This is a genomic window from Lysobacter sp. HA35, assembly GCF_054061195.1.
Genome location: NZ_JBSSDY010000001.1, coordinates 447708 through 461772, shown reverse-complemented (window position 1 = coordinate 461772; position 14065 = coordinate 447708). Strand labels below are relative to the sequence as shown.

The following is a 14065-nucleotide window of genomic DNA, read 5'->3' as shown; positions in this document are numbered from 1 at the left end:
GCCGATCCGGCCCCGCCATCCTGGCTTGGCCATTCTGCTTAGGAGCAATCTGTGCCCCAGTTCAAATCGACCGACAACATTCTTTGGACCACGCCGAATCGCGAAGCGGTTGTTGGCATCAAGGTCAAGAACCTCCGCCATCTGTTCGTCAGCACCTACGACACCCAGGACCCGGACAGCCCGGCGCCGAACAAGCACGGATATCAGCGGAACCCCGACGAAAAGCGGTTCAAGCAGATCGGCGAATACTTCGCTCACAACCCGTATCTAGTACCGCCAATCCTCGTCTCCGTCAGGCGTGACGCCGACAGCGACATCCGCGCGATCGCCGAACTGCTTGCCTCCAACAACATGGACGAGGTAGCCAAGCGATACGGCCGCCACGTCACATCCGTGATCGATGGGCAGCACCGGATCGGCGGCATGCTCCATGCCGCGAAGACCGACAAGGATTTCGCCGAGTTCCTGGTTCCGGTGACCTTATTCTTCGGCTTATCCTTCGAGGCAGAAGCCGAAGTTTTCAACACCATCAATTCAAGCCAGCGGAAGCTGCCTAAGGCACTTATCGAGGTCACGCGCGGCGACATCTCGGAGCGCGAGGAACTTACTCACGCGCAGATGGTGCGCAAGATTGCGTTTGGCATCGCCCGCGATAAGGACTCGGTGTGGTTTGACCAGATCAACATGACCGGGGGCCGCGCGCCGAGCCAGAAGGTGACCTACGAAGGCTTGCGTCGCTCTGTCGCGAACATGTTTCCCGCGAACCTGCTCAGCCGCTTGCGCCAGGCCGGGCTCGACCCGCTGGACGACGCAGCTAAACCCTTTTGGAAGAAGATTAGCGAGATTTTTCCAGACGCGTGGAACGGCAGGAATCGCACGGTGACGGATCCGGATACGCATGAGAGTCACGAGGAGCCGGTGCAATACCGACTTAAGGAACTCGTTGGTGTCGCTTCGCTCAGCCGTCTTGCGCAAGACATCGTGAGCAGCAGCGTTGAGGCGTACCAGGAGTACGGAATCGACTTCAACAAAGCGATGAGTAAGAAAATGTCTCGACTGGCCCATGTCGACTGGGAAAAAACGGAAACTAATCCGTGGATGGCGTCGCAGGCAGGCTTTGCTGGGCAGGCCAAGCTGTACGGCGATCTCCACAAACTGGTCTATGAAGCTGTGGACCCAAACGGCAACGAAGTTCAGTAGGTTGCCTAACGTCCGTCGAATGCAACGGACAAAAGGAACACGGGGTCAGGTTCAACAGGACCCGACCCCGTTTTCATCCGTAGAAGGCATCGGTGAATCAATTCCCCTTGCGCTTTGGCGACCACAGATATCCGCCCGGCACTTCGTGGCGGTACGTCTGGTTCTGGTTCACCCACCGATAGCGCATGACAGCCCCTGCGTGGTGGCACCAGGATAACCGCCATCCACCGCGCAGACGCCGAACGCCTACATCGCGGGCGTCGTGCCCTCGATTACCTTGATTGCCTCGTCAGCACGACGCTTCTGTTCGCGCAGCTCGGCAGCCGTCGGCTTGGGCGCGGGACCACCCGCAGCTTGCTCCGCCTCGTATGGCGCGGGTTGCCGTTGGGATGGACCGACAGCGGTTGCCTGGAGCGGTGACGACGCGGGAGCGGCCACAGACTGCTGTGCTGGTCGCGGCGCCATGCCCGCAATGATCCCGTTGATGGCCCGTGTTACACCAAACACGAAGATGAGCATCAGGACGGTCGCCATTACGAACTTGACGATGATCGCGGTCAGGGCCGTCGACGCCGCACTTCGGCCGCGTCGCACGTACGCGCCCTGTCGCAACCCATCTTCTGCCGCACTGAGCAGTCGTTCGCCGACGTGACGTGAGACATCGATCGCACCCCGCTTCCAACGAGCGTCCGGGTCATGCGCGATAGGTGACGCGGCCTGCACGCGCGTCCACCCGCCGAGCATGGTTCGAAGGTCTTCGCCGTCGACCAGCTGCACGTGACCTTGGCGCGTCGCGGCCTCGACGGCGGCTTTGGTGAATTCGCCACTGGTGACGAGAACCGCACCCGTTGCGCCTTCGTTGACCATCAGGCCGAGCAGTTCGTGGACCGCGTTATGCGGCACCTGGCGCGCATTCCAATGCTTGGCTTGCACCAGCACGTACTCGCCACCGCGGCGCATCTTGAGGTCAATGCCGCCGTCGAACCGTGAGCCGGTAGCGCCGGTTCCGCAATGTTCGACCTCATACCCCTGCGAGCGGTAATGCGTGGCCAGCAGTGATTCGAGCTGCTGCCAGCTCACTTGCGTCAGCGCGTCTGAACGGCGCACGCGAACCTTCTTCAATCCCAACATACCGCCCCCTGCGGTATCCACGTTACGCGGAGCCTAGCTCAATCGGGGCGACGCTGCGGACGAGGAATGGAACCTGACCCCTTTTCTCTAGTCCAACCTGATCCCCGTTGCGCACGGGGTTCTGACCCCCGCCTCTCCATCGAGGCAGCAAATGGGCGCGCCTTGCGTGAAACGAACTTGCTCGTCCGTTAGTCTCCTACGTGGGGCATTCAGGGGAAACTAATGGACACAGTTCTCGACGAGCAGCAAACAATCACTGAACTTGGCGCTCATGTTGGCATTCGACGCGCTTACGAAGAGCACGAGGACCTCCTCATCTTCGCGCTGACGGGTCGCACGGGCAGCGGCTGCACAACTGCAGCCGACTTGTTTCAGGCAGAGTTTCAGGCTCAGCTGGCGGCCCAACACCGCCCAACCGGCCCAGACGCGCGCAAGTACGACATCCTCAAGACCTTTGCCAAAGAGAAGTGGACTCCGTTTGCGAAGATCACGGTTTCCGCTTTGCTTGTGACCTTCTTACTCGAAGCTAGCGAGCAGCAGCTACGGTCTGCCAATGCGGTCATCGCCGCGGATCGGCAGTTGGACGTCACGGAATTCACGGCGCTCTGGAGAGTGCTGACCGAAATAAGGCCATCAGCACAGCCGCTCCTTGACGTAATTCACCTCTCGTCTGTCGACTTCGCCTCTCGGGACTGGCGCGCCGATCGAAGAATCAAACAGCAAATCACAGGAGAGCTGCCTGCTCATCAGAGGCGCATCAAAGATGCACTTGGTCGGAAATACGGAACATTCTTTCAAGAAATCGGTGACAACCTCCGGCGGTCCGGAACCGCGTGGGAAGCCAGAGTAGAAGAGTCGCGCGTGTTTGAATTGCCACGCCGAATTGTGCGTGCCATCGAATGCATCCGCGAGTGCGACAAGGCCGCCGGAACTAAGACACGCATTGTCATCGACGCAATTCGGAACCCGCTCGAACTCGTGTATCTGAGGGACCGATATTCACCGCTATATGCCATTGCCGTTACAGCGCAAGAAGAAGATAGGGCTTCGCGACTCGTTAGCGCAGGCTACACAAGGCTGGACGTGCAGACCATTGATGACCGGGAATATCCAAAGAAGCACGACCCGTACGCCAGCTACAAGGCCTTGGTCACTCAAGACATCCAAAGCTGCTTACAGAAAGCGGACATCTTCGTGAGCAATCCAGGCAGAACTGACGCGTCGAAGTCTTCTAAACGCCAGGCGACAGGGATGCTTTACGCCCAGCTGATTCGCTACTACGCGCTAGCCCTTCACCCGGGCCTTGTAACGCCGTCGCGAGACGAAAGGTGTATGCAGGTTGCGTTTATTGCAAAAGCGAACAGCGGCTGCATTTCCCGACAGGTCGGCGCCGCTGTGACAGACCAGCACTACGCGGTGAAGTCCATTGGCTGGAATGACGTTCCGCGTGGGCAGACACCATGCTCGCTTCGAAATGTCGACGACGCGCTTACCGCGAGCGACAAGGTCGTGTACAGCATTTTCGAGCGGGAGAATGATGAATTTCGAGACTATCTCTCCGCGGACTACAAGAGCCGCGCAAGCCTAAAAAAGGATGGCCTTCCGTGCGCCTACTGCTTTAAAGATGCGGTGAATGAGTCATATTTTAGGAAGGGCGGCCGAAAGAGCACCAACCAGGTACACACCAGATCGTTGCACGCCGAGGAGAACGCGTTTCTATTGTTGGCCCATAGTGTTTCGGTACTCGGCGGCAAGCTCTACACGACAGCAAGCCCGTGCGAGCTGTGCTCCAAGAAGGCATTCCAGCTTGGCATCCAAGACGTGGTTTACATCGATCCTTATCCAGGCATCTCTGAGTCGCACGTTTTGGGGAACGGCGAACCTTCCGCGAGACCGAAGCTTCGCTTATTCGGAGGCGCGGTAGGAAAGGCCTATCACCGGCTCTACGAACCAATGATCCCCGTCAAAGACGAGCTTCGGGCACGCATGCGCGGCTGAATCTGACCGCCACCAAGTCGATCACTTGGCCTTCGCATACTGCGCGTGGCAGCAAATAACAGCGGGCAGAATGTTGAAGGGCAGGCCTGCGGCCTGCCCTTCAACGATCAAACGAGTTGCTAGCGCTCGTCCAAACTCGGCGCAGGCCTACTGAGCCTTGGGCGATACAGCGTGTTGCTGACCTGGACTAAGGGGTCCGGCTTGCTGCGTATGCGGCGGTAGCTCGCCGGAGATCAAAACCATCCAGAAAGCTGCAGGTAACAACGCTCCTCGATGTCCGCGTCGTCCGGCGACCACCATCGAGCTAGAGAAACCCTTACAAGGTTATTTGCGGGCAATCTGGCGGGAGCCGGCTCCTCGCCCACATAAGCGAGACCACGAGCTATCCCGTAGCTTCCCGTGTAGTCGTAGTGCCTGCCGTCTGACCGAAGAGTGAGGTCCCTATCCGGCACCCAGAACCACGTGCTGCGATCCGGCACTCCCACTCGGCGACAGATGTAGCCATTGTCGTTTCCGGTAAATCGAACCAAACCGTCAAACAACTGATCGACTCCACCGTGCCAGGGACGGATACCTTCACGCAGGCATCGGGAAACATCAGGCAGGTCACGCAAACGCCTACCACCTGTTACGACAACATCCTCGACGTGCGGGGGCATTCGGTCGGAGGCCGCCCTATATGTCAGATCCCATACCTGCCCGACCCGAAAATCGACCGATGCATCCCACTGCAATCCATCTGGACGCAACAGGCGTATGGATGTTCCGTCGCTGGCAATTCCCCCAATGCAGCGCGCGCTCCCCGCCATACGTGTACGTCCAACAATAAGGACCTCCATGCGCTCCCCCTCGCTAATCCAGTCAGACGGTTATATTGACTACCGACGCCCCTGTTTGCTCAGAAATCCAACTAGCTACCAGCGATCGATGGCAGGCGATAGCTTCACGTTCAACACAGAAGAAGCACACCTTCCTGTGTCGGCCAAGTCTGCTGAGGATCGAAGCGGGGTCGGCTTTCGACATAACCTCGGCGATGTACCGTGCTTCGAACGATTCGGACAGTCCTTCGCGACTTCTCTTGGTCGCGCCTTCGATCCTGTCGGCCTCTCGTTGCGCATCCCGTATGTCGCTAGTCGGCGCCAGTTCTTTCAAGTGCAGGTAGCCAATCCCCTGCCTCATCAATTCGGCCTGCAGCGCAGTCGCATTCAGAAACGAATAGGTGCTTCCCCGCATTCCGCGGCGCTGCCGGATGTCCACCAGCAGATCAACGCCGTGCAACTTTAGCCGTTCAAAAAAACTTTCAGGCGAGTGGCCGTAGGCACCGATCGTCAGCAGCTCATTCATTAGGTCCGCCCGCCGTAGCTTCCCCGGGATCTAGTCAACTGGGGGCTAGCTCCGAACATATCGTTCTGCCCCCCAGTCAGCCGCTTGATCGCAGCTGCCTGCGTTAGCTCGTCACCGGTCTCGCTTATATGGATTATCTCGACGCCCGACTCAGCGAGTTCCGCGCCAATTAGTTTGCAGCGATGACACGTTTCGGGGCGCAGCTCACTGCACATCAGGAAGCACACCAGCCCCTTCTGATGCGCAGTCTTCAAACGCGCCAACCCCAATTGAAACGCCGGAGTTTCAGCCAGTTTTATGTAGTCAACTTTGCCATCGTCATCGAAGCTGTCGGATCCACTCGGCTTGCCGCCCAAAGTATCGCCCATGAAGACATACCTGAGGCCCGCACCCGCACACAGAACCTGCAGGTGTTCACGGCTGAAGTCTGGGTTGAACTTGGAAAAAGGACTGCTGCGAACGTCGATTAGAAATTGACAGGAGTACTTCTCCAGCAACGTCAGCGTCGCCTGCCAAGTCCTATTGCCATACCCAATGCTGTAAAGAACCGCCATCGCCCCTCCACGTCGAAACTCTGTCGTCAGACGACGGCTCACATATTCCGCCTGTACTCCCCACCCACCTCATACAACGCACGGCTGATCTGGCCAAGGCTGTGCGTCTTCACCGCTTCCATCAGCGCCTCGAACACGTTGCGGCGCTCGCGCGCGGTCTTCTGCAGGAAGCGTAGGCCGTCCCCTGCGCGCGCGTTGCGGTTGCCCTGGTAGCCGGCCACGTTGGTGATCTGCTGGCCCTTCTCTTCTTCAGTCGAGCGGATCAGTTCGATCTCGGTGGCGACGTCGGAATGGCCGTCCTTGCCGAGGAAGGTGTTGACGCCCACCAGCGGCAGCGAGCCGTCGTGCTTCTTGTGTTCGTAGTAGAGCGACTCTTCCTGGATCTTGCCGCGCTGGTACATGGTGTCCATGGCGCCCAGCACGCCGCCGCGTTCGCTGATGGCTTCGAACTCCTTGTAGACGGCTTCTTCGACGATGTCGGTGAGCTTGTCGACGATGAAGCTGCCCTGCCAGGGGTTCTCGTTGAAGTTCAGCCCCAGCTCCTTGTTGATGATCATCTGGATGGCGACGGCGCGGCGCACGCTCTCTTCCGTCGGCGTGGTGATGGCTTCGTCGTAGGCGTTGGTGTGCAGGCTGTTGCAGTTGTCGAACAGCGCGTACAGGGCCTGCAGCGTGGTGCGGATGTCGTTGAACTGGATCTCCTGCGCATGCAGGGACCGGCCGCTGGTTTGGATGTGGTACTTCATCATCTGGCTGCGCGCGGATGCGCCGTAGCGCTCGCGCATGGCGCGCGCCCAGATGCGGCGGGCAACGCGACCGATGACGGTGTACTCCGGGTCCATGCCGTTCGAGAAGAAGAACGACAGGTTGGGCGCGAAGTCGTCGATGTTCATGCCACGCGCGAGGTAGTACTCGACGATGGTGAAGCCGTTGCTGAGGGTGAAAGCCAGCTGGCTGATCGGGTTCGCGCCGGCTTCGGCGATGTGATAACCGCTGATCGACACCGAGTAGAAGTTGCGGACCTTGCGGTCTACGAAGTACTGCTGGATGTCGCCCATCATGCGCAGGGCGAATTCGGTGCTGAAGATGCAGGTGTTCTGCGCCTGGTCTTCTTTCAGGATGTCGGCCTGCACGGTGCCGCGCACGGTCTGCAGCGTGTTCGCCTTGATGCGCTCGTAGACCTCGGGCTCGACGATCTCATCGCCCGTGACGCCCAGCAGGCCGAGGCCGAGGCCGTCGTGGCCTTCGGGCAGTGCGCCGTCGTACGTGGGGCGCGCGCGGCCTTCGAACAGCGCGTCGATCTTTTCGCGTGCGGCGAGCCAGCGCGCATCGTCCTCGCGCAGGTACTTCTCCACCTGCTGGTCGATCGCCGTGTTCATAAACATCGCGAGGATCATCGGCGCGGGGCCGTTGATCGTCATCGACACGGACGTGGTGGGCGCGCACAGGTCGAAGCCGGAGTACAGCTTCTTCATGTCGTCGAGCGTGGGGATGTTGACGCCCGAGTTACCGATCTTTCCGTAGATGTCCGGGCGCGGCGCCGGGTCTTCGCCGTACAGCGTGACGCTGTCGAACGCCGTGGACAGGCGCGCGGCCGGCTGGCCGACGCTGAGGTAATGGAAGCGGCGATTGGTGCGTTCCGGCGTGCCCTCGCCCGCGAACATGCGGATCGGGTCTTCGCCGGTGCGGCGGTACGGATACACGCCGCCGGTGTACGGGTATTCGCCCGGCAGATTTTCCTTCTGCAGGAACGTGAGCAGCTCGCCCCAGCCCTTGTAGGTGGGCGCGGCGATCTTCGGGATCTTCTGGTGGCTCAGCGACTCGCGGTAGTTCTCGACGCGGATGACCTTGTCGCGGACGGTGTATTCATTGACGTCGTCGGTGATCGACTTCAGGCGCGCCGGCCATGCGCGAAGCAGCTTGAGCGCTTCGGCGGTGAGCGACTGCACGGCGTCGTTGTAGCGCTGACGCAGGATCAGCAGCGTGCGGTCGACGGGGCGCTCGTTCGGCACGGTCACCACCGGCGACGGGCTGTCGGGCACGTTCATGCCGGCCGGCTGCACGTCGCTGGTCGCGGTGAGGTCGTTGCTGTCGTAGAGGTCCAGCGCCTTCGGCAGCTTGGCGTCGCCGAGTTCCTTCAACGCGTCCCACATCGACTGCGCGCGGTCCGCGGTTTCGGCCTGCGTCTCGATCTGGCGGTTGATGCCGCGACCCTGCTCGGCGATCTCGGCGAGGTAACGCACGCGGGCACCGGGGATCAGCACGGTGGCGCGCGGTTCGCGCAGCGAGGTGTCGATGTCGGGCGTCCACTTCTCGCTCGGCAGCTGCAGCTTCTCGCGCAGCAGGCGGCAGAGGTTGGCGAACATCCAGCTGACGCCGGGGTCGTTGAACTGCGACGCGATGGTCGGATAGACCGGGACGTCCTCGTCCTTGGTCTGGAACGCGACGCGGTTGCGCTTCCACTGCTTGCGCACGTCGCGCAGCGCGTCTTCGGCGCCGCGCTTGTCGAACTTGTTGAGCACGACGAGATCGGCGAAGTCGAGCATGTCGATCTTCTCGAGCTGACTCGGCGCGCCGAAGTCGGAGGTCATCACATACATCGGGAAATCGACGAGGTCGACGATCTCCGAATCGCTCTGCCCGATGCCAGCGGTTTCGACGATGACGAGGTCGTAACCCGTGCCCTTGAGGAAGCCGATGCAATCGCGCAGCACGAGGTTGGTGGCAGCGTGCTGGCGGCGCGTCGCCATCGAACGCATGTAGACGCGATTGCTGCGCAGCGAATTCATGCGGATGCGGTCGCCCAGCAGCGCGCCACCGGTGCGGCGACGCGTGGGGTCGACCGAAATCACCGCGATGCGCATGTCGGGGAAGCTGGCGAGGAAGCGGTTGAGCAGTTCGTCGGTCACCGACGACTTGCCGGCGCCGCCGGTGCCGGTGATGCCGATGACGGGCGTCTTGCTGCCGGCCAGCTGCCACTGCTTGCGCAGGTGCGACAGCTGCGCTTCGTCGAGCGCGCCCTCTTCGATGGCGCTGAGCATGCGGCCGAGCGAAATTTCGTCGTCGATCGCGGGGCTGGTGGTGTCCGGCGCGCTGTCGAGGCGCGCGGCACCGGCACGGCGCACGACGTCCTCGATCATCGCGACCAGGCCCATGTGCATGCCGTCGTTCGGGTGGTAGATGCGCTCCACGCCGTAGGCCTGCAGCTCGCGGATCTCCTCCGGCGTGATCGTGCCGCCGCCGCCGCCGAACACGCGGATGTGGCTGGCGCCGCGCTCCTTCAGCATGTCGACCATGTACTTGAAGTACTCGACGTGGCCGCCCTGGTAGGACGACAGCGCGATCGCGTCGGCGTCTTCCTGCAGCGCGGCGCGGACCACGTCCTCGACCGAGCGGTTGTGGCCGAGGTGGATGACCTCGGCGCCCTCGCCCTGGATCAGGCGACGCATGATGTTGATGGCGGCGTCGTGCCCGTCGAACAGGCTCGCGGCGGTGACGAAACGCAGCGGCGTCGCGGTTTCCGTGGCGGTGGCGGTGGATTCGGGCAGGCGGTCGGCTGGCGAGCTCATGGCGGTCGCACATCTATTTCTAAGGATGGGCCGATTGTAACAAGGCGACCGTACGGCTCCGGAGACGCGCGTAGGGTCGGTTACGCTGCGCGCCATGAACGATTCGAACGATCTCGCCGCGCTGCGCGCGAAGGCCGCCAGCGGCACCCCCGACGACCTCCACCGCCTCGCCGCCGGCCTCGTCGCCGAGCTGGAAATGGAGGAGGCCTACGAGGTTCATACGAAGGCCGCGGCTGCGGGGCACGTGGGGTCGATGGTCGAGCTCGGGCGGATGCGGATGCACGGCATCGGCACCGACACCGATGTGCCCGGCGCGGTGCAGGCGTTCGAGCGCGCCGAGGCCGCGGGCCAGCCGATCGCGGGCTATTTCCTCGCGCTGATCGGGCTGGGCAATACCGCCGTGCCGCGCGACGAGAAGGTCGGCGCACGCCTGCTGGCCGCGGTGCAGGCCGGCCACCCGCCCGCGCTGCGCGCCGCGGCGATCCATTTCGGCCGCAAGCCCAACCTGCAGGACCAGTCGCTGGCGATCCAGCTGCTTGACCACGCGGCCGGCCGCGGCGATGCGGTGGCCGCGCAATTGCTGGCCGAGCGCCTGCGTCGCGGCGAAGGCGTGACCGCGAATCCGGAGGCGGCGTCGCAACTGAAAGCACGCCTGCGCGAGAGCGGGTTCCCGGACCTCATCGAAATCGTCGCCGTGCCTGCGGCGCCGAAGCGCCTCGTTCCGCCGTCGACGCTCACGCTGGAGGAAGTACTCGATCCGCCCGCGCCTACCGTTCTTTCGGAAGCACCCGGCATCGCACAGTTCGACGGGCTGTTGTCGGTCGACGAATGCCGCCTGCTGGTCGCGAGCGCGCATCCGATGCTTCGTCCATCGCACGTGCATTCGCCGGATGGCCGCGAGGTCGCGCGTGAGTCGCTGCGGACGAGCAGCGATGCGTCGTTCGATCCACTGATCGAAGACTTCGCGCTGCGCCTCGTGCAGCTGCGCATGGCCGCGGCTGCGGGCGTGGAACTCGTCGACGCCGAACAACTCATCGTGCTGCGCTACGAGCCGGGCCAGGAATACCGCCCGCATCGCGACTACCTGCCGCCCGATGCGATCGAACGCGATGGCCCGCAGGCCGGCAATCGTCGACGCACGATCTGCACGTATCTCAATACGCCCGCGGAAGGCGGCGCGACGGAGTTTCCGTCGCGTGGGATTCGCGTCGAGCCGGTGGCCGGGCGCGCGGTGGTGTTCGACAACCTCGATGGCGATGGCAAGCCGCAGGTCGATTCACTGCATGCGGGACTGCCGGTCGAACGCGGCGAGAAGTGGCTGGCGACGCTGTGGCTGCGTGAGCGGGCTTATCGCGCCTATTGATCAGGCGCGCCCCGTCCGACGGTGTCGTGCGCCTGTGCCTAATCTTCCGACGTGGCAATGCAGACCGCGCGCAGGCCAAGCGTGGCGGTCGACAAGCGACGCATCCCCGCATCGCAACCCGGCTCATAACGTCACGACCAAGCGGCCGTACGCCTCCGCACGGCGCGGCCGCAACTTCCCGTGGCTTCCAGGTGGAGGCCCCGATAACGCGAATGGACTAAAATCCCGCTTCTGTGTCGGGCGGGTTCGCGCCGGGCACGCGGTGCCACTCCTGTCGTATCAACGACTTAACCAACCCAGTCGGCCGGAAAGCGCGGAGCGCGTTTCGTCAGTGCCGACGCGGAGCCCGAGATGATCTTCGAAACCCTCGACACCACCGGCCACGAGCAGGTCGTTTTCTGCCACAACAAGGACGCGGGCCTCAAGGCCATCATCGCGATCCACAACACCGTGCTCGGCCCGGCCCTCGGCGGTACGCGCATGTGGCCGTACGCGAGCGAGCAGGAAGCGCTGAACGACGTGCTGCGCCTGTCGCGCGGCATGACGTACAAGAACGCGGTCGCGGGCCTGGACATCGGCGGTGGCAAGGCGGTGATCATCGGTGATCCGGCCAAGGACAAGTCCGAAGCGCTGTTCCGCGCGTTCGGCAAGTTCGTCGACTCGCTGGGCGGCCGTTACATCACGGCCGAGGATGTCGGCATCGACGTCAACGACATGGAATACGTCTACCGCGAAACCGAATACGTCACCGGCGTGCACCAGGTGCACGGCGGCTCGGGCGATCCGTCGCCGTTCACCGCGTACGGCGCGCTGCAGGGCCTGATGGCCACGCTCAACCGCAAGTACGGCAACGAGGAAGTCGGCAACTATTCCTACGCCGTGCAGGGCCTCGGCCACGTCGGCATGGAATACGTGAAGCTGCTGCGCGAGCGCGGCGCCAAGGTGTTCGTCACCGACATCAACAAGAGCCTGGTCGCGCACGCGGTGGACGAGTACGGCGCCGAAGCGGTGTCGACCGACGAGATCTACGACGTGCCGGCCGACGTCTACTCGCCGTGCGCGCTCGGCGGCACGGTCAACGAGAAGACGCTGCCGCGCCTGAAGGCCAAGATCATCTGCGGCGCGGCGAACAACCAGCTCGCCAACAACGCGATCGGCGACGAAGTCGAGAAGCGCGGCATCGTCTACGCGCCGGACTACGCGGTGAACGCGGGCGGCGTGATGAACGTTGCGCTCGAGATCACCGGCTACAACCGTGAACGCGCGATGCGCATGATGCGCACGATCTATCACAACCTCGCGCGCATCTACGAGATCGCCGACCGCGACGGCATCCCGACCTACAAGGCCGCCGACCGCATGGCCGAGGAGCGCATCGCGATGCTCGGCAAGCTCAAGCTTCCGCTGGGCCGTTCGAAGCCGCGCTTCGAAGGTCGCATCCGCGGCGGTCACTGATTTATCGGTCTCTGACCGATAAATCCCCTGCGCTTTTCGCGTTGCGAGAAGCTCGGGCCCCAGTCTTCAGCTCCCACAACCCCCGCCGCTGTCGCGGCGCCCCCCTTGACTCAAGGGGGGCTGCGGGAAATGCACGTGCGCGTTCGGCCGCTCTGTTCGCCGTAGCGCGCGACGTAATCCAGACCAGGCGAGGCGATTGACGATGCGACCGTTCCCTCTCGGTGAAGAGATCGATGCCCTGCGCGACGCCGTGCGTCGCTTCGCCGAAGCCGAGATCGCACCGCGCGCGGCGCAGATCGATCACGACAACGTCTTTCCGCAGGACCTGTGGCCGAAGCTCGGCGAGATGGGTCTGCTCGGCATGACGGTACCGGGCGAGTACGGCGGCAGCGAGATGGGTTACCTCGCGCATCTCGTCGCGATGGAGGAGATCTCGCGCGCGTCCGGTTCGGTCGGGCTGTCGTACGGCGCGCATTCGAACCTGTGCGTCAGCAACCTCTACGCGAACGCGAACGAGGACCAGCGCAGCAGGTACCTGCCGAAGCTGTGCACCGGCGAGTTCAAGGGCGCGCTGGCGATGAGCGAGCCGGGTGCGGGGTCCGACGTCGTCGGCTCGATGAGCTGCCGCGCCGAGCTTCGCGACGGCGTGTGGGTCGCGAACGGCAACAAGATGTGGATCACCAACGGCCCCGAGGCCGACGTCCTCATCGTCTACATGCGTACCGCCGGCAAGGACGCGGGCAGCAAGTGCATGACCGCCTTCATCGTCGAAAAAGGCATGAAGGGTTTCAGCACGGCGCAGAAGCTCGACAAGCTCGGCATGCGCGGCTCGAACACCTGCGAGCTGGTGTTCGACAACTGCGAGATTCCGCAGGCGAACGTGCTCGGCGAGGTCAACAACGGCGTCAAGGTGCTGATGTCGGGCCTCAACACCGAACGGCTCGTGCTGACCGGCGGCCCGCTCGGCCTGATGCAGGCGGCGCTCGACATCACCCTGCCCTACGTCCGCGAGCGCAAGCAGTTCGACCAGGCCATCGGCACGTTCGGGCTGATGCAGGGCAAGGTCGCCGACATGTATACGTCGCTGCAGTCGAGCCGTGCATTCGCGTATCAGGTCGCACGTGACTACGACGCCGGACACAAGTCACGCGTCGATGCGGCGTCCTGCCTGCTGCATGCGTCGGAAGCCGCCGTGCAGGTGACGCTCGAAGCGATCCAGTCGCTCGGCGGCAACGGCTACATCAACGAGTACCCGACCGGCCGCCTGCTGCGCGACGCCAAGCTCTATGCGATCGGCGCCGGCACGAACGAGATCCGGCGCATGCTGATTGGCCGCGAGTTGTTCGCCGGCAACGACTGACCGGTCTCACGCGATACCTGAAACGGGCGGCCTCGGCTGCCCGTTTTTGTTTTGGCGGTTTGCAGGCGGCTCGCCGGCCCGGGCCGACCGC

The 14065-nt window shown here is 62.9% G+C and carries 10 protein-coding genes; 5 read left to right on the top strand and 5 right to left on the bottom strand.

From position 1 onward, the window contains the following. The first annotated feature begins 51 nt into the window (after nt 1-51). The gene (locus ACVWZN_RS02420) at nt 52-1200 is read left to right on the top strand and encodes a DGQHR domain-containing protein (RefSeq protein WP_456952455.1); all 1149 of its coding nucleotides are present in this window, start codon (nt 52-54) and stop codon (nt 1198-1200) included. A gap of 246 nt (nt 1201-1446) precedes the next feature. Here ACVWZN_RS02420 and ACVWZN_RS02415 read toward each other — a convergent pair whose 3' ends face one another. Continuing rightward, nucleotides 1447-2322: a restriction endonuclease gene (locus ACVWZN_RS02415; RefSeq protein WP_456952454.1), complete on the bottom strand. Its 876-nt coding sequence runs from the start codon at nt 2320-2322 to the stop codon at nt 1447-1449. A 231-nt stretch (nt 2323-2553) separates the two neighbouring features. Here ACVWZN_RS02415 and ACVWZN_RS02410 point away from each other — a divergent pair, with 231 nt between their 5' ends. Continuing rightward, complete coding sequence (locus ACVWZN_RS02410; protein WP_456952453.1) at nt 2554-4329, top strand: hypothetical protein; 1776 nt, start codon at nt 2554-2556, stop codon at nt 4327-4329. A gap of 233 nt (nt 4330-4562) precedes the next feature. On the opposite strand, the gene ACVWZN_RS02405 is transcribed toward ACVWZN_RS02410, so the two are convergent. Genes ACVWZN_RS02405 through ACVWZN_RS02390 form a run of 4 tightly spaced genes read right to left on the bottom strand, consistent with a single transcriptional unit; the run spans nt 4563 to nt 9796 of the window. Continuing rightward, on the bottom strand, nt 4563-5168 hold the full coding sequence (locus ACVWZN_RS02405; protein ID WP_456952452.1) for a dual OB domain-containing protein: 606 nt from the start codon (nt 5166-5168) through the stop codon (nt 4563-4565). A gap of 22 nt (nt 5169-5190) precedes the next feature. Continuing rightward, the gene (locus ACVWZN_RS02400) at nt 5191-5673 is read right to left on the bottom strand and encodes a DUF488 domain-containing protein (RefSeq protein ID WP_456952451.1); all 483 of its coding nucleotides are present in this window, start codon (nt 5671-5673) and stop codon (nt 5191-5193) included. Continuing rightward, nucleotides 5673-6269, bottom strand: a complete 597-nt coding sequence (locus tag ACVWZN_RS02395; protein WP_456952450.1) for a DUF488 domain-containing protein — start codon at nt 6267-6269, stop codon at nt 5673-5675. The genes ACVWZN_RS02400 and ACVWZN_RS02395 overlap by 1 nt, the downstream gene beginning before the upstream one ends. Beyond that, entirely contained in the window at nt 6266-9796 is a 3531-nt protein-coding gene (locus tag ACVWZN_RS02390; protein WP_456952449.1) for a methylmalonyl-CoA mutase family protein, read from the bottom strand. Before ACVWZN_RS02390 ends, ACVWZN_RS02395 begins: the two co-directional genes overlap by 4 nt. Nucleotides 9797-9890: 94 nt before the next feature. Here ACVWZN_RS02390 and ACVWZN_RS02385 point away from each other — a divergent pair, with 94 nt between their 5' ends. The 3 genes from ACVWZN_RS02385 (at nt 9891) to ACVWZN_RS02375 (ending at nt 13974) form a co-directional block, all read left to right on the top strand. Continuing rightward, nucleotides 9891-11159 (top strand): 2OG-Fe(II) oxygenase, encoded by a 1269-nt coding sequence (locus tag ACVWZN_RS02385; protein ID WP_456952448.1) that lies wholly within the window; start codon nt 9891-9893, stop codon nt 11157-11159. Nucleotides 11160-11510: 351 nt separating this feature from the next. Further along, the gene (locus ACVWZN_RS02380) at nt 11511-12614 is read left to right on the top strand and encodes a Glu/Leu/Phe/Val dehydrogenase dimerization domain-containing protein (protein WP_027082725.1); all 1104 of its coding nucleotides are present in this window, start codon (nt 11511-11513) and stop codon (nt 12612-12614) included. Between the two features lie 202 nt (nt 12615-12816). Further along, a complete protein-coding gene (locus tag ACVWZN_RS02375) occupies nt 12817-13974 on the top strand; it encodes an isovaleryl-CoA dehydrogenase (protein ID WP_456952447.1) in 1158 nt (385 codons plus the stop codon). Nucleotides 13975-14065 lie beyond the last annotated feature (91 nt).